Here is a 16,894-nt window from a genome sequence, read left to right as displayed (position 1 = left end):
AGTCGATGCGTATAATCGACAGAGTCTACATCGACGGCAGCTTCGTCGAACCGCACGGCGAGCAATGGGCTCCGCTCTTCAATCCGGCGACCGAGGAACAGATTGGAAAGGTGCGCCTAGCGGATGAGGAAGACGCAAACCGCGCCGTTGCAGCGGCCAGGCGTGCATTTCCCGCATTCTCCAATACGTCGAAGGAAGAGCGGATCACCATGCTGAAGCGCTTGCATGCGGCCGTCTCTGAGCGCGCGGGCGATCTCGTAGAGGCCATGCGGGTGGAATACGCAGCGCCGCCGAGTTTCATCGACTTTGCAGCGCGGCGAGCCGGAAACGTGTTCCTCGATATGGCGGAAATATTGGAGAGCTACGATTTCCGGCGACGCATCGGCCGTGCCGACGTGGAGATGCGTCCTTCGGGGGTGGCGGTGGCGATCACACCATGGAATAGCAATTATAGCTTCATCTGCGGAAAGCTGTCGGCAGCGATCGCGTCGGGCAGCACGATGGTCATCAAACCTTCCGAGATGAGCGCCATCCAAACGCAGGTCATCACGGAATGCCTGCATGAAGCGGATCTCTCAAAGGGGGTGTTCAACATCGTCACTGGCTACGGCAATGTCGTGGGTGCAGCGCTCACCGCAAACCGGGATGTTTCAAAGATCACATTCACGGGCTCTACCGTCACGGGCCGCGCCATCGCCCAGATGGCGGCGACGACAATGAAGCGGGTCACCATGGAGCTTGGCGGCAAGAGTCCCAGCATCATCCTGGACGATGCCGATCTCCAAGTTGCGGTTCCTCAGGTTCTGGCTGCCGGCTTCCTCAATAGCGGACAGGCCTGCATTGCCGGGAGCCGCAGCCTTGTTCCTGAATATCGTCGCGACGAGATCGAGGCACGCCTGAAAGAGGAGGTAAAGGTGTTCACGCTCGGTGATCCCGGTGATAGCGAGGTGCGGATCGGGCCGATGGTGAGCCAGAAGCAATGGGACCGCGTGCAAGGCTACCTGCGTCTCGGACAGGAAGAGGGTGCAACTCTCCTGATCGGAGGCGAAGGGCGTCCCGAAGGCCTCGAACGAGGTTGGTTCGTTCGTCCAACTATCTTCTCCGGCGTCCGCAACGACATGCGCATCGCCCGCGAGGAGATCTTCGGCCCGGTGCTCTGCGTCCTTTCTTATCGCGACGAGGAAGAAGCGATCGCGATCGCCAACGATACCGACTACGGCCTGCAGGCCAATGTCTTCTCTTCCGACCTCGAACGGGCAAAGCGCGCTGCTGATCGCATCGAGGCAGGTCGCGTAATCATCAATGGCGCACCGCACGAGCCGCTTGCACCCTTTGGGGGCTTCAAGCAATCCGGCTTCGGCCGCGAGTTCGGCGTCTTCGGCCTGGAAGCCTTCCTCGAGCCCCGTGCGGTAATCTCCTGAGGAATAACCGGCAGTTCATTCTTGACAGATCGTTCCATTATTCTTAAATAGGCTTTATGGCGCGGATCAAGGAATTTGACAGGGACGAGGCATTGGACGCTGCGATCGGTGTGTTTCGCGAACATGGTTTTGAGGGCACCTCGACGGAGATGCTGGTACGGGCGATGAAAATTGGCCGCCAGAGCCTGTACGACACCTTCGGTGACAAGTGGAAGCTCTACTGCCTCGCGGTGGAACGCTATTCGGCGAGTGAGACGAGTGCTCATATCGCCTTGCTGCGCGGCAAACCGCGTGCACTGGAGGGTATCCGCTTGGTGATGGAGCGCGTTGTGGACAATGCAAGCCAAGCTTGTCTCGGCGTGAACTCGATCTGCGAGTTCGGTCAAAGCCGGCCGGACCTGGCGGCACTGCATCACGCCGCCGATCGTCGGCTCAAGACCGTCGTCGTTGAACGCATCAGAGAAGCTCAGGCTGCAGGTGACTTAGCCGTTTCATTGCCCGCTGAGGCGGTGGCCGATTTCCTCGTTGCCAATATCGCCGGTATCAGGATAGCCGCACGTGGTGGAGCCGGTCGGGAACATCTGCAGTCCCTCAGCCGGTTGGCGCTTCGCGCAGTCACCTAGCAGGCAAAAAACCGTGCCCCTTTCTGGAATGAGTAGTCAAAAAAGGATATATGCATGAAAGCCGTTGTGATGAAAGACGTTGGTGGTACCGGCGTGATGGAGTTCGTCGATCGCCCTGAGCCCGTCGCAAGGCCGGGACATGTCGTGGTCGAGGTCGCCGTGGCCGGCGTGAACTTCATGGATATCGGCGTGCGCCAAGGTATGGCCTGGACCGACATCCCTAACCCGAAGGTTCTGGGTGTCGAAGGCGCTGGTCGAGTGCTCGCCGTCGGCGACGGAGCGGGCGAGTTTGCAATCGGCGATCGCGTCGCCTGGGTCTATGCTCCCGGAAGTTATGCTCAGCGCCAGTCGATACCGGCAGCCTCCCTCGTGAAAATTCCCGATACCCTGGACGACCGAACGGCCGCATCCATTATGATGCAGGGGCTCACAGCCAGTCACTTCGCGACGGATTTTTATCCAGTGCAGCCGGGCGACATCGCCCTTGTTCATGCGGCGGCCGGCGGGGTCGGCCTGCTGCTGACACAGATTATAAGGCTAAGGGGTGGCCGAGTAATCGGACGCGTATCGTCCGAAGACAAAGTCGCGATCGCCAGAAAGGCTGGCGCCGAGCACGTCATCGTCGATACCGACGGAAGGTTTGCCGACGAAGTCCTGCGCTTGACTGGCGGCGAGGGCGTGAACGTCGTTTACGATGGCTCCGGTCCCAAGACCTTCAAGGGGTCGATCGAAGCGCTTCGCCGGTCCGGTACCTTCTGCTGGTACGGACCAGTGCTCGGCGGGCCTGGACCGCTCGAGATCATGAACCGCCGAAGAGCATCAAGATCGGCTACGCAACGTTCATGGACCACATCCACACGCACGAACTCCTTCTCGATCGCACCAAGCAGCTTTTCGACTGGATCGAGGACGGATCGATCACGGTGACGATCGGCGAAACCTATCGCCTTGCCGACGCCGCCGGCGCCCATGCCGCGATGGCAAGCCGTGCAACCACCGGAAAACTGCTTTTGATCCCGTAAGGAGCAACGCATGAACTATATCTCGGAGCGCCAACCGACACGGGCATGACCGCAGCCATGGTCGTTTAACGTGATGGAATGCCTCTGAAGAGGGTCGGTTAGCCGGTGGAATTGCCGCACTCGACCGCGGGGTTCATGGCCGGCGCCAGCCCCATCACAGACGAGGCGCTGTGCTTTGAGTGTGCCCTGAATTGGGTGCCCATCGATTATCTCGATCGGCATCAGCCCCAGGAGGTCGAAAGCTCCAGACGCGTGCCTATCCCGATGTTTGCAAGGAATGTCTCGTCGTGGCTGACGACGACGAGTGCGCCGTCATAGGCGAGCAGCCCAGCTTCGACCGCCTCGATGGAGTCGATATCCAGATGGTTGGTCGGCTCGTCGAGAATGAGCAGCGATGGGGGATCGGAACCGCCGAGTGCGCAGGCAAGGCCGGCGCGCAGCACCTGCCCGCCGCTCAACGTCTCCACCCTTTGCAAGGCCGCATCCGCGCGGAAGCGAAAGCTGGCCAAGGCCGCCCGGCAGGCGTTGTCGCTGGCACCGGGATTGAGCCGCTTGAAATTATCGAGGATCGTCTCGCCGCGCTCCAGAATACTGACGCTCTGGTCCAGCAGAGAGAAGGGAACATTTACGGAAACGGTTCCGTTAAAGGGTCGCAATTCTCCGGTGACTACCTTCAGAAGACTCGTTTTGCCCGCCCCGTTGGGGCCGGTGACCGAAAGGCGCCGCGGGCCGACAAGCGAGAAGGATAGATCCCGAATGACCGGACGGGCGGGATCGTAGCCCGCCGTAACGCGGTCAAACGCGAGGACTTGCCGGCCGGCGGGAAGATCGGTTCGCGGAAGACGGATAGAGAACGGCTGCAGCACCTCGATCCGCGCTTTGGCCGCTGTGACGGCGTCGAGCGCGGCTGCGCGCTGTCGCTCGGCGAGTTCCACACCCTTGCCCCGGCTTTCTTCCGCATTGCTCTTGCGCCGGCCCATTAGAATCCGCGGCATGTCGCCCTTTGCCGCTTTTCGGGTACCAGACGCGCCACGCTTGTCCAGCCGCTCTGCCAAGGCACGTGCCTTGCGGTCGATTTCGTCGGCGGTCTTCTGTGCATGTGCGAGGCTTTGTTGCGCCGCTTCCAGCTCAACCGCCCTCGCCGCCTGATAGGAACTCCAGCCCCCGCCGTAGCGCTTTGTCCCGACCGAGCTCAGTTCGATAATCGCGTCCATTTCTTCGAGCAGTTCACGATCGTGGCTAACGACAATTGCCCCGCTGCGCCAGCCGGAAAGAAGGTCGATAACCGCCCGTCTGCCGTCACGATCCAGATTGTTGGTCGGCTCGTCGAGAAGGAGGAAGTCCGGCTCGGAGAATATTGCCGCCGCGAGCACCGCCCGCGTGCGCTGGCCCCCGGAGAGCTGCTTCAGGAGCGTATCCGCCCGCGCCTCCAGTCCAAGCCGGACAAGGGCGGAAACTATCCGCTCTTCCACTGTCCAATCCGCAGTTTCGAGTTCTTCAAGACTCGCTTCGCCTTTTTCGGCGCGCCGTAACACCGCAACCGCCTGCGTCACACCGAACACATCGGCGATGGTTTCATCGGCGCCGGCCCGAAGTATCTGCCTCGCCAGCGCGACACGTCCCTGGATGGCAACCGTGCCGGAGGAAGGCCTTAATGTACCGGCAAGAATGTTGAGCACGCTCGTTTTTCCTATGCCGTTTCTTCCAACCAGCCCCGTCCGCTCCGGACCAAACGCCAGGTCGAGATCGGTAAAAACATGCCCCCCGTCGGGTTTCGACCAGGAGAGAGCGGAGAGAGTGATGGAGGGCATGGCGAACCTGTTGCAATGTTAATAACAGCACGGTATCGTGCTGTTATCAGCAATCAGCGGTGCGGGCAATGGCGTTGTCCATCCCGCCCATCGGCCGGCGTCGGACATCCATGATTAGAGTTCGCAGACGTGGCGGCGGACGTCCCACTCGGGAAGAGGCCGAGGCTCTGACCAGTCGTCTTCTGGATAGCGCCCGCTCGACCTTTGCCCGCAAGGGGATTGCGAACGCCTCCATGGAAGAGATTGCCGCGGAGCTCGGAATCTCGAAACACACGCTTTATCGGCGATATCCCAACAGGCAGGCGCTTCTGGAAGCCGTGGTCGAACGTGACCTCGTGCGCTTCCGCAAGACGCTTGCCGAAGCAGCGGGACAAGGTGATGCACCTCTCGCAGCGTTGCGCGATGTGGCTTTCAGGTATTTCCGCTTCGGCACGGACCGTGATTATTCCGCTTTCTATCTGTCGGTTACCGCCGAGGCCGTGTTTTCGCTGCCATTGCGGGAAAGGTTGGCGGTATGGTCGAGTGCTGCACTGGAACCCATTGTGCAGGCGATCATATCGGCTCAGGCCGCCGGCCTGGTCGTGCCGGGACCTGCCATAGAGATTTGCCACGTCCTCATCGATTTGCTGGAAGGCGCAAATAACCGTGTCCGTCTCGGCCTGTCCGAAAGTCCGGACGCCGCCGACAGTCTTCGCCTGTTCGAAAGCCGCTGGGCCATCTTCCAGACTGCAATGAGGCCCGGATCCAATCGACCGCTGGACGTGTGAAGGATCCGCTGGTCTCGCAGCCGATCCCTCATCGAATTGGCGGCCTTCCCCTGCCTTAAAGTGGCAGCACAGACGCCGCGAGGAGGCCGGCCAGCGCCGATGGTTCCGCGGAAAATATGTCATAGACGCAAGGCGCTGCAACAACGGCGAATGTCAGTATGCCGACTATGAGGCGCTTCATAGAAACCTCCTTGGATCAAGAACGCGGTCAGGCGAGAGTCAGATCGACCTCGATGTTCCCCCGCGTTGCCTTTGAATAGGGGCAGGTCTGATGCGCTTCGGCGATGAGCGATCGCGCAAGGTCCGCGTCGATGCCGGGGAGGCTGACGGCAAGCCGGGCTTGAAGAAAAAAGCCGCCTTCCGATTTGGCGAGATCGACTTCAGCATCGACTGCCGTTTCGGCCGGGAGCGACAACTTGTGCTTCGCCGCGGCTAGACCTAGTGCGCCGATAAAACAGGCTGACCAGCCGGCGGCGAAGAGCTGCTCGGGATTGGTTCCGGCTTTGCCGCTGCCCGGCGGCGAAAGCCTGACCTCCAGTTGGGCATCGTCGCTGCGGGCGAACCCTTCACGGCCACCGGTCGTGTGAGTCTTGCCGGTGTAGAGAACCTTTTTCTGTGTTGTCATCAGACACTCCGTTCGTTGCGTCGCACGATCGCGACATTTGACGACGTGTGTTGTGCCTGGGCGGCGTATCCGGGATGTTTGCGAAACCGCCGAAATTGTACCCGGATGTAGGCATCTCACTGGAAGGTAGCCAAGGAGGCCGCGCTGATCTCAAAGCAAGGCCACCGACGAAATTGGAGCACGCTCAGACGCTCACGGGTTGCCGCTGACGATTTCGCCTGAGTGGAGTCGCTCGGCACCCGCGGGTCGGCAATATGCTCGTGCCATTGCGTCCCCAGCGTTACTCCCCTAGAAGGCCGGGATCACAACACCCCCCGCCTGTCGAAGCCATTCGCCCTGAGCAACGCCATCAGCATCGGGCCGAGCGAGAATTTCCCTTGCCGCGCTTTGCCGGTCAGATCGCGCAGATACCCGCCAGCAGAGTTGATATGCCCTGCCCTCTCCAGGATGCAGGCAACGGCGACCCCGGCGTTTTCTGGTCCCATGACCTCGCAGGCCTCCTGATAGGCCGAGGGGTAAACGCCAAGCATAGATCGTACCGTAACCGCAGCGATCATAAGGTCGCGCCAACTTCTCACCGCACCGTCAGGACCGTAGTTCATGATTTCCGGGCAGGCTTTCAGTACCATTCCCAGCGGAAAGGCCCTTTTTGCCTCGTGAGCCGGTTCACCGGCCTGGCCGTCTGACCGCTCATTCCGAGGGCAACGTTCAAGTTCAATAATAGATTCGGGTTTTGATTCCTGTTTGTGCCGCTCAGTTTGATCGGGATTGCCGCTCATCTCTTGGAGTTTTATGCGCGTTTGCAATTGGTTAGCCACCTGTTCGCGCAGCGTTTCGAACGCCTCTACCAAAGCGGTGAGATCAGCGATATCGGGCGTCCTCGGTATAGCCTGGACGAGGCTTCGGAAATCTTCCTGCAGAGACGTCCAGTCGCCGGGCAGTTCTTCGAGCACCACGTCTATCAACTTGGCGATGTCTCTGCGGCAGAGCGTCAGTCGCTCGCGTAGCCGCTGCAGCTCGATCCGATCAGCCTCGGCTTCGGCCGCGAGTCGCTCTATTTCGCCGGAGCGGGCCAAAAGCGGTGCGAGCGAAAAGCCGAATGCTGTGCCGATCGCTCCATCGCGAGTCTTGCGTGCATAGCGCTTGCCGTTCGGACTGTCCTTGCGAGCGACCAGGCCTGCATCGACGAGGGCGGCCAGATGCCTTCTGAGCGTAGCCTCGGCCATCCCATGAGCTCTCAGTGACAGCTGAACGTTCGAGGGAAAGACGACCAGACTGGTCTCTCCGCTTAGCGTGTTCTCCGGATAGAAGCTCAACAGCGCGTTCAGAACGGCCAGCGTCCGATCGCTGATGCCGAGCCGGCGTTTGGCCGCACAAAGCGAGCGAAACAGTTTCCACTTGTCGACCGACTTTCCAGGTTCGATGTCGCGGGAGATGAACTGGCCTGCCAACAAGGCAAGCGTCATCGACCGCCGCCCAAAGGGCGTCGTCACACTTCCACTTTCCATTTCCTTCACCTTCGATTAGGCAAAAGAAAGCAGCTCACCAAAAACGGTGCCAAGGACTCTTGACTGTGATTCGTGGAAATGCGATTCTCGATCTTGCTACAAATCTGAGGAAGGCTTCCACGGCTTGTTCGTTGGGGGCCTTTTTCTTTTGCGGGTTAGTCTCCTTGTTTCGAATTCTGCTTTTGCATGAACTGGTCGTGCAGGCTTTCGATCTGACCTGCAATGAAATCGACAAAGCCTGAAGGCACAGACTTGTTGAATGTCAGCTTCGCAGCCGACTTGCCGTGTTGGATCTGGCCAAGCACGAGGCCATGAGAGATCAGATCGGTTGTGGAAGACGCTGCAGCCTTTACATCCGCCTTGGTAAGCGCTTCAAAAACCGCAGCGAAGCGTAGCTCGCTGGAAGAGGCTTGAATCTGGTCTTGCTCCAGAACCAACTGCGCCACCTTCGCGGGCTCCCGGTGAGCCGCCCAGCGCACTTCGAACTCGATCCACCTGCGCCGTCCGATTTCAGGAGCCGGACCAATCTGCATCAGGATCTCGCGCGGCAATGCTGCCGCTATCCGGATCATTTCGGAGATATGCGACCTGCCGGTGCTCAGGGACTTGCAGATCACGTCGCGGCGATAGCCGGCAGCCTCCTGCGATTGCGCAAAAAGGCATCGTTCGATGAAGGACAGGTCCTTGCGGTTGCTGTTCTCTTCCCCTTGGAGAACGATCGCATCTTCGTCGCTAAGTTCCCGGGCGATTGCCTTGAACTTGATGCCGAGGAGTTTGGCAGCGGCAAGCCGGCGCCGGCCAAATACGATCTGAAACGGCCTTGCGGCCCCTCGAACCGGGCGGACCAAGCCAGGAGTACTCTGTCCATGCTCGCGCATCGACTCGAGCAAATCCGCAATACCGGCTTCGCTGTAGCCGGAATCAAAGCGATCCCGGATGGCCGATTCCATGATCTCGTCTGGATCGATCTCGACGATCTGGCCACCATCCTTGAGAAGGCGTTCGGCAAGTTCGCTGCGTTCCTGCATCTGACGGACGCCGGCTGCAACTTTGAGAAGATGTGGCGATGTCGACCGCTGCATCCCGCCCTTCTCTGCAGAATTTTCCAGCTGTCCCAGGACATTGGCAAAAAGGCCCTTGGAATCCTTGCGGCTCATTCTCTCCCCCATGCCTTCCAGAAGAGGCCCTCGAGTTCAGCATTGGCAGCATTGATCGACTCGATGGCGCGGTCGTAGGTTTTCGGCGCCGAAAATCGGGACCTCTGAACCTCGTAAAGGCTCTGCTTCCACGTCAGAGCATCGGCCACCGCGGTCGACTTGATGACGGAGTTGAGGAGCAGATCCTCGCCGAACACCTGTCTCATCAGCGCGGACATATTCGCTTGCGGATGATCGTTCGGCTCGAACTTTGTGATCAGGAACTTGGCGAAGTCCCATTGAGCGGCGGTCCCCACCTCATTCAGGATCTGCATGTACGACCCGGCAAGCTCCAAAAACTTTGCGGTCGAGTCCACATCCAGCATATGTGCCGGAACCGGGATGATGACCCCAGTCGCGGCGGTCAGCGACGAAAGTGTCAGGAAGTTCAGCGACGGAGCCGAGTCCATAAGGACGAAGTCGTAGTCATCGGCGACCTGCTCCAGAGCTTGAGAAACGCGAAGCAAGAAACCGGTTCCTGCTGACCGCCGCATCTCGAGTGCGACGGCCGTCTCGAACTCGGTCAGTTCGAGGCCGGCACAGATGACGTCGAAACCAACGATGTGGGTCTTGTGGATGATGGATTTCGTCGGGACGGGATCGTCGAAACGAATGGCTGAGAAAAGTGTATCACCGCCACGGTAATCGAATTCCGGCAGGCTACCATGGAGCGCGGTGAGAGATGCTTGGGGGTCGAGATCGACCGCCAGCACGCGATAGCCCTTGAGTGCCAGATAGTGACCGAGATGGATTGTGGTAGAGGTCTTGCTGGAGCCGCCCTTGAAGTTGGTGACCGCAACGATCTGGCATTGCTCATCGCCTGTCCGGCGGGGATTCATCCATTTCTTCCGGCCGTTTGCCGCAAGAGCCATACGTAGTTCAAGAACCTGCTCGAGCGTGTAGAAGCGCCGGCCGTTGGCGATTTCGGGCTCAGGGCCCTGTTCCTTGGCGGCAACCTGGCGGATATAGGCCTCGGTTACGCCCAGCAGGGTGGCAACTTCGGTAGAGGTGAACTTGCGCATTGTGCGACGCGCGTTCGGGGGGAACTGCGCCATGCTCAAGTTGTTCAGTGCCATTTCGAGCTTACTGGAAAAATTCTCCATGAAAGCGAGGCTGCTTAGGTGTCGCGTCATCGAAAGAATCCCTGTGATCGTTTCCGTCACTTAAGCAGTGAAGTGGTTAACCGCTTGCTAATCGCCACGTAACTACTCGAAAACACGCAAATTCGAAAAATTTCCGCAACTAAGACGTACTCCGATTCGGCTATGGCCATCAATGCGCGCTGTGGATGACGCACGGAGCCGGTGGGAAGGCGCCAGTGCATGCCGGTCCTCGACCCTCCCCGCGTCTTTTTGGACGAAGATGTGCGCAGACGTCGCTGGGCCGAGACGCAATAGTGGTTCACTGCGGAAATGGTTGGCCGTTGCTTTGAATGGAGATCTGCCGAACTCTTCGCAGAGTTCCCCGCGGGGAACTCTCGAAGCGACGGACGCTGGCGCGCAGTACCGACTGCTCGCCAAGGCGAGACATATGTGCCGTATTGGGAACAGCTCGGCATCTCGGTGCTCGCCTGCGCTCCGGCCTGCCTCAATCTCGTGGGCCATGACCGAGCAACGACTGCATCGGATGATTCTCCGCCGGAAAGCCGGCGGCGTTCTGGCGCGAACAGGTTGCCGGAGATACACAATGCATAGGCCGCGCCTCGAGACTAGAGTAGCGGTGAAGGTTGCGTAGATTTCGCAATCGGCAGGACCTGTTCCCGTAATATGATTTCGTCCAGACGATTGCCTCAGACAAGAGTGAAGCCAAGCGTTCCCCGCGGGGAACTTGGCGGCGTGCCAACCGTAGCTCCGTTGATGCGATCATCTACGGCGGGTGTGAGATGCCGCTAGAGGACGAAATGTCGGGCCCGGTTGCTTCGGTGAAAGGCAAACTTCCTGTTGAGGCGGGAAAGTGCGGCCGCATTAAAGGACACGCTGGTTGCACGAGTGTCGGTATCCTTTGGACGGACTATCGTGTCGAGCGGCTGACGATGTCTTGCGATAGGAACTTCTTTTAAGCCGGTCGCCGCGGCACTACCGCCCTGCTCGACCGCCGCGGTGGAACTCGACGGTTCACTTGGCGTTCTCTCACGGTCTTGCCGAGGCTTCATTCGCCGTCGCGCAAAACGTCGTGCACGACTGTGTTCCCCGCGGGGAACACTACTCGCGGCCAGGTGGCGATCCAATAGACGGTGATCGACTTTGCCGCGGGTCTGACTTTCCCGGCGCTTCAGGTGCGGCCGAATGCCAAGCTTCAACTGTTCCCCGCGGGGAACTTTGGAGGAGATCTCGACAACGCCGCAAGACGAGAGTCACGCTCGGCGCCGATTGGCCCGGCAGCCGGCTTTTGCTGTAGAAGCCTTCCCGTGAAGGATTGCCTCTAATCGGCCCCCGAAGAACCCCATGCCTTTGCGAAGGACGCTGGTCGCTCGGACCGCTGACAGAGGAGGGCAGGGCGTCATGGGTGGTCAGGCCGCACGGCTGGGTGCGTGTATCCGTGGCGGCGAACCGGCGGTGAACCTACTTTGATCATTCCAATCGTAGCTTGTCTCTCAAGTCGCTCGGCGAGCTAGAGCAGGGCCAGACATATGCCTTCGGCTTTCGGCTTTCGGCTTTCGAGCTAAACAGCGAGACAGCGGCAGATCCGACTGCGGCGATGCGCAATGGTCACGCTGACAGCTCCAAAAGCCGTGGCATTAGTGGCCGAGAAATTACAGTTTGCGGGAGCCGGCCGACTTAAGGTAAGGTTTGTGATGCTGGTCGGACGGGCATGACGAGTGTTTTCTGAGGCTGCTATAAGTTATTGAAGAAAAACACATTTTACGGCCTTATGGAAGCTATCGTGCTGATAACTTCCGCCACTCCTGAGCGCGGCAACCCACCACTCGGCTAGGACCGGAACTGGTCCCACGGTTCCAATGTTCCCCGCGGGGAACACTCTCCGAATTCCCCGCGGGGAACATTATTCGGCAACTGACGCGCAACACAGGCGCGTCCTCTCTCTGGATGCCCGCCTCCGCTCGCTGCGGCGGCTTTCTTTGACGATATCACTCCACCTTGACTTGCTGGTGTCGAGGCATAGACTCCATTGTTGCTGACACGAGATGGAGGCTGTTCCCATGAATGTAGACCTCTCACGGCGCAGCTTTTTGAAGCTGGCTGGAGCAGGGGCTGCGGCAACGTCACTCGGTGCGATGGGGTTTGGTGAGGCTGAGGCGGCGGTCGTCGCGCATGTCCGGCCTCACAAGCTGACGACGACCACCGAAACGCGCAACACCTGTCCCTACTGTTCCGTCGCCTGTGGCGTCATCATCTATTCGAAGGGCGACCTCCGCAAGGGTGAGGCTGCCGACATCATTCACATCGAAGGCGATGCGGATCATCCGACCAACCGCGGTACGCTCTGTCCCAAGGGGGCGGCGCTCAAGGACTTCGTGAAGTCCCCGACCCGTCTCCAGTATCCGATGCACCGCAAGCCGGGCTCGGATAAGTTCGAGCGTATCTCCTGGGAGGATGCTTTCGACCGCATCGCACGGTTGATGAAGGATGACCGCGACGCCAATTTCGTCGCGGCGAATGCCGCAGGCGTTCCGGTCAATCGCTGGACGACGGTCGGCATGCTCGCCGCGTCGGCGACCACCAATGAAACGGCTTGGGCGACCTTCAAATTCGCCAAGGCTCTGGGAATAGTCGGTTTCGATAATCAGGCGCGCGTCTGACACGGCCCTACGGTGTCCAGTTTGGGCCCAACATTTGGCCGTGGAGCGATGACCAACTCCTGGACCGACATCAAAAATACCGACCTCGTAGTCGTCATGGGCGGCAATGCGGCCGAAGCGCATCCCTGCGGCTTCAAATGGGTGACCGAGGCGAAGGCCACGCGGGGCGCGAAGCTGATCGTGGTCGATCCGCGCTATACCCGCACCGCGTCCGTATCCGACTATTACGCTCCCATCCGTCAGGGAACCGACATCGCCTTCCTCAACGGGGTGATGAAGTATTGCATCGACAACGACAAGGTGCAGTGGGACTATATGAAGGCGTTCACCAACGCCTCCTATCTCGTCAAGGACGGCTTCGGCTACCAGGACGGCCTCTTCACGGGCTACGACGCGGAAAAGCGCGACTATGACAAGTCGACGTGGGACTATGTCCTCGGCGACGACGGCTTCGTCGTGACTGACCCGGCGCTCCAGCACCCGCGTTGTGTCTGGAATCTGCTGAAGGCGCACCTCGCCCCCTATACGCCGGAAATGGTGGAACGGATCTGCGGCACGCCCAAGGACAAGTTCCTCAAGGTTGCCGAGATGATCTCGGAATGCTCGTCTCCGACAAAGACGATGACGTCGATGTATGCGCTCGGCTGGACCCAGCATTCCAGCGGTTCGCAAAACATCCGCGCCATGGCCATGCTGCAGCTCATCCTCGGCAATATCGGCGTGCGCGGCGGCGGCATGAACGCGCTTCGCGGCCACTCCAACATCCAGGGACTGACTGACCTCGGTCTAATGTCGCATCTGCTCACGGGGTATCTGACGATGCCGACGGAAAAGGACGTGGATTTCACGACCTATATGTCGACACGCCAGTTCAAACCATTGCGTCCAGGGCAGACAAGTTACTGGCAGAACTACAGGAAGTTCATGGTCTCCTTCCAGAAGGCCATGTGGGGGGATGCCGCCCGGATCGACAACGACTGGGCCTTCAATTACCTCTCCAAGCTCGACGTGCCGGCCTATGATGTGCTTCGCGTGTTCGAGCTGATGTATGCCGGCAAGGTCAATGGCTACATCTGCCAGGGCTTCAACCCACTTCTTGCCTTCCCGAACCGGGACAAGAACACCAAGGCGCTGTCGAACCTGAAGTGGCTCGTCACGATGGACCCGCTCGACACAGAGACCGCACGGTTCTGGGAAAACCATGGCGACTTCAACCCTGTCGATACCGCATCCATCCAGACCGAGGTGTTCCAGCTGCCCACGACCTGCTTTGCGGAGGAAGAGGGCTCGCTGACAAACTCGGGCCGATGGTTGCAGTGGCACTGGGCAGGTGGAACACCCCCCGGCGAAGCAAAGCACGACACTTACATCGTCGCCCAGATATTCCTCAGGATGAAGGAGATGTATCGCAACGAGGGTGGCGCGTTCCCCGATCCGATCCTGAACTTGTCATGGGACTATGCCGATCCGAACGAACCTACGCCGGAGGAGCTGGCGAAGGAAATCAACGGTCGGGCACTGACGGACCTCATGGATCCTGCCAACCCGATGAAGGTGCAGGTCGCGGCCGGCAAGCAGATCCTGAACTTCTCGCAACTCAGGGACGACGGTTCGACCATGTGCGGTTGCTGGATCTATTCCGGCAACTTCAACGAGCAGGGCAACAATATGGCCCGCCGCGACAACCACGATCCGGACGACACTGGCGCTTATCTCGGCTGGTCATTCGCCTGGCCGCTTAATCGCCGCACGCTCTACAATCGTGCTTCGGCCGATTTGCAGGGCAAGCCGTGGGATCCCTCACGTAAGCTGCTCGAGTGGGATGGCACGAAGTGGGCGGGCTACGATGTGCCCGATATTGCTCCTACGGCAAAGCCGGACGAAATCGGCCCGTTCATCATGAACCAGGAGGGGACTGCACGCCTGTTTTCACGCGGTTTGATGCGGGACGGGCCGTTCCCGGCCCATATGGAGCCTTTCGAATCCCCCGTCGCCAACGTCTTCAATCCGAAGATGCGGGGCAACCCGGTCAGCCGCGTCTTTCAGACGGACGTGGCGCAGATGGGGCTGTCGGACGAGTTCCCTTACGCGGCTACTTCCTACCGGCTGACGGAACACTTCCACTACTGGACCAAGCATAACCGCGTGAATTCCGCGCTTCAGCCGGAATTCTTCGTCGAGATCTCCGAGGAACTGGCAGAGGAGAAGAATATCGAAAACGGCGGCTGGGTCCGGGTGTGGTCGAAGCGTGGTTCGGTCAAGGCGAAGGCGGTGGTGACCAAGCGCATCCGGCCGCTGATGTGCGACGGCAAGCCGGTCCATGTGGTGGGCATTCCGCTTCACTGGGGGTTCACCGGCTCGGCGAAAAAGGGCCTCGGCCCCAACTCGCTCGCGCCTTTCGTCGGTGACGCCAATATCGAAACGCCGGAATACAAAGCATTCCTGGTCAATATCGAATCATCGACGGCGCCCGAGGAGGCTAGAGTATGATGGACAGTCCTCGCACCGCCGTCAGCAATCCGCCGGTCCAGCCGATGGAAAGCAACCTTACCGAGCGGGATCTCGTACGCCGCTCGGCAACCACCGAGCTGCCGCCGCCCGAGCGGCAGCTCACGCCCGTCGCCAAGCTGATCGACGTCTCAAAGTGCATCGGCTGCAAGGCCTGCCAGTCTGCGTGCGTCGAGTGGAACGATACGCATCCGGGGATCGGCGAAAACGTCGGCTACTATACCAACCCCCATGACCTCACCGAGGACATGTTCACGCTCATGCGCTTTACCGAGTGGGTCAATCCCGAGACCGACAATCTCGAATGGCTCATCCGCAAGGACGGCTGCATGCACTGCGCCGATCCGGGGTGCCTGAAAGCCTGCCCGGCGCCGGGCGCAATCGTCCAGTATTCGAACGGCATCGTGGATTTCGTTCACGAGAACTGCATTGGCTGCGGCTATTGCATAAAGGGCTGTCCCTTCAACATTCCGCGCATCTCGAAAGTCGATCACCGCGCCTACAAATGCACCCTCTGTTCCGATCGGGTCGCCGTCGGCCAGGGACCGGCCTGTGCCAAGGCCTGTCCGACCCACGCGATCGTGTTCGGCACGAAGGAGGATATGAAGAAGCATGCGGAACACCGCATCGCCGATCTCAAATCCCGCGGTTATACGAATGCAGGCCTTTACGATCCGCCGGGCGTAGGCGGCACGCATGTGATGTATGTGCTGCATCACAACGACAAGCCGCACATCTACTCCGATCTGCCCGACGATCCGAAGATTTCCGCCGTGGTCCAGGCATGGAAGGGTGTGACCAAATACACAGGTCTCGCCGCAATGGGTCTCGTGGCCGCCGGGGCAATTCTCCACGGCGTCTTCGGCCGGGCCAATCGTGTGCAGCCGGAAGACGAAGAGAGTGCGGAAAGGCTCGTCGATAGCGCCGGAGCCGCAGGGAGGACGCCTGATGACAAAGGCCAGCGATCTTGAACCGGAAGATGCCATCCATCGCGGACCGCCGGTCACAGTCGACCGCTATGGGCCGGGCAAGCGCGTTAATCATTGGATCACGGCCTCCAGCCTGATCCTGCTGGCGCTTTCCGGCCTTGCAATGTTCCACCCGTCCCTGTTTTTCCTGACCGGCCTGTTCGGTGGGGGGCAGAACACGCGCATGCTGCACCCGTGGATCGGCGTGGTGCTTTTCTTCAGTTTCTACATTTTCTTCTTCCAGCTCTGGAAGGCCAACCTCTTCACCAGAGCGGACATGGGCTGGTTCACGGGCATTCGCGACGTGATCGGCGGGCACGAGGACCGCTTGCCGGAAATGGGCAAGTACAATGCCGGCCAGAAGGTGATCTTCTGGGCAATGGCCTTGCTGATCGTCGCGTTGATCATAACCGGCGTCATCATCTGGGATCAGTACTTCTACAGCTATACGTCGATCGAGACGAAGCGCTTTGCGGTGCTCGCCCATGCCGTGGCGGCGGTGCTGATCATCTGCGTCTTCATCGTTCATGTCTATGCGGCCTTCTGGACCCGCGGGACGTTCCGCGCGATGACGAAGGGCTCGGTCACCGGTGGCTGGGCGTGGCGGCACCATCGCAAGTGGCTCAAGGAACTGGCTGGACGCGGCCGGATCGATCCTGCAGAATAACCGGAAACGAGCTGTGGC

General features: G+C 59.8%; 11 protein-coding genes and 1 pseudogene. 7 read left to right on the top strand and 5 right to left on the bottom strand.

Annotated elements, in window-relative coordinates; genetic code table 11:
* Positions 1-5 precede the first annotated feature (5 nt).
* The 3 genes and pseudogenes from JOH52_RS32320 (at position 6) to JOH52_RS32310 (ending at position 3,066) form a co-directional block, all read left to right on the top strand.
* Positions 6-1,421: an aldehyde dehydrogenase family protein gene (locus tag JOH52_RS32320; protein WP_013845174.1), complete on the top strand. Its 1,416-nt coding sequence runs from the start codon at positions 6-8 to the stop codon at positions 1,419-1,421.
* 56 nt (positions 1,422-1,477) lie between these two features.
* Positions 1,478-2,044 carry a TetR/AcrR family transcriptional regulator gene (locus JOH52_RS32315; protein ID WP_014530880.1) on the top strand — a complete coding sequence of 189 codons (567 nt, stop codon included), beginning with the start codon at positions 1,478-1,480 and terminating at the stop codon, positions 2,042-2,044.
* Between the two features lie 54 nt (positions 2,045-2,098).
* A pseudogene (locus JOH52_RS32310) lies at positions 2,099-3,066 on the top strand (quinone oxidoreductase family protein).
* Between the two features lie 221 nt (positions 3,067-3,287).
* On the opposite strand, the gene JOH52_RS32305 reads toward JOH52_RS32310, so the two are convergent.
* Positions 3,288-4,877: an ABC-F family ATP-binding cassette domain-containing protein gene (locus JOH52_RS32305; RefSeq protein ID WP_014530878.1), complete on the bottom strand. Its 1,590-nt coding sequence runs from the start codon at positions 4,875-4,877 to the stop codon at positions 3,288-3,290.
* A 110-nt stretch (positions 4,878-4,987) separates the two neighbouring features.
* Here JOH52_RS32305 and JOH52_RS32300 point away from each other — a divergent pair, with 110 nt between their 5' ends.
* The gene (locus tag JOH52_RS32300; protein ID WP_017265763.1) at positions 4,988-5,644 is read left to right on the top strand and encodes a TetR/AcrR family transcriptional regulator; all 657 of its coding nucleotides are present in this window, start codon (positions 4,988-4,990) and stop codon (positions 5,642-5,644) included.
* A 208-nt stretch (positions 5,645-5,852) separates the two neighbouring features.
* On the opposite strand, the gene JOH52_RS32295 is transcribed toward JOH52_RS32300, so the two are convergent.
* The 4 genes from JOH52_RS32295 to repA form a co-directional block, all read right to left on the bottom strand.
* A complete protein-coding gene (locus tag JOH52_RS32295; RefSeq protein WP_013845168.1) occupies positions 5,853-6,269 on the bottom strand; it encodes an organic hydroperoxide resistance protein in 417 nt (138 codons plus the stop codon).
* Between the two features lie 302 nt (positions 6,270-6,571).
* Complete coding sequence (gene repC, locus JOH52_RS32290; protein ID WP_013845167.1) at positions 6,572-7,777, bottom strand: plasmid replication protein RepC; 1,206 nt, start codon at positions 7,775-7,777, stop codon at positions 6,572-6,574.
* 155 nt (positions 7,778-7,932) lie between these two features.
* The gene (gene repB / locus JOH52_RS32285) at positions 7,933-8,934 is read right to left on the bottom strand and encodes a plasmid partitioning protein RepB (RefSeq protein WP_013845166.1); all 1,002 of its coding nucleotides are present in this window, start codon (positions 8,932-8,934) and stop codon (positions 7,933-7,935) included.
* On the bottom strand, positions 8,931-10,106 hold the full coding sequence (repA, locus tag JOH52_RS32280; protein WP_013845165.1) for a plasmid partitioning protein RepA: 1,176 nt from the start codon (positions 10,104-10,106) through the stop codon (positions 8,931-8,933). Before repA ends, repB begins: the two co-directional genes overlap by 4 nt.
* Positions 10,107-12,133: 2,027 nt before the next feature.
* Here repA and fdnG point away from each other — a divergent pair.
* Genes fdnG through JOH52_RS32265 form a run of 3 tightly spaced genes read left to right on the top strand, consistent with a single transcriptional unit; the run spans position 12,134 to position 16,876 of the window.
* Positions 12,134-15,223: a formate dehydrogenase-N subunit alpha gene (gene fdnG, locus JOH52_RS32275; protein ID WP_164826862.1), complete on the top strand. Its 3,090-nt coding sequence runs from the start codon at positions 12,134-12,136 to the stop codon at positions 15,221-15,223.
* Positions 15,220-16,212 (top strand): formate dehydrogenase subunit beta, encoded by a 993-nt coding sequence (fdxH, locus tag JOH52_RS32270; protein ID WP_014532137.1) that lies wholly within the window; start codon positions 15,220-15,222, stop codon positions 16,210-16,212. Before fdnG ends, fdxH begins: the two co-directional genes overlap by 4 nt.
* Positions 16,190-16,876 carry a formate dehydrogenase subunit gamma gene (locus JOH52_RS32265; RefSeq protein ID WP_010967002.1) on the top strand — a complete coding sequence of 229 codons (687 nt, stop codon included), beginning with the start codon at positions 16,190-16,192 and terminating at the stop codon, positions 16,874-16,876. The genes fdxH and JOH52_RS32265 overlap by 23 nt, the downstream gene beginning before the upstream one ends.
* Positions 16,877-16,894 lie beyond the last annotated feature (18 nt).

The sequence above is a fragment of the Sinorhizobium meliloti genome (genome assembly GCF_017876815.1).
GTDB lineage: Bacteria > Pseudomonadota > Alphaproteobacteria > Rhizobiales > Rhizobiaceae > Sinorhizobium > Sinorhizobium meliloti.
This window is presented reverse-complemented; position numbering and strand designations above follow the sequence as displayed.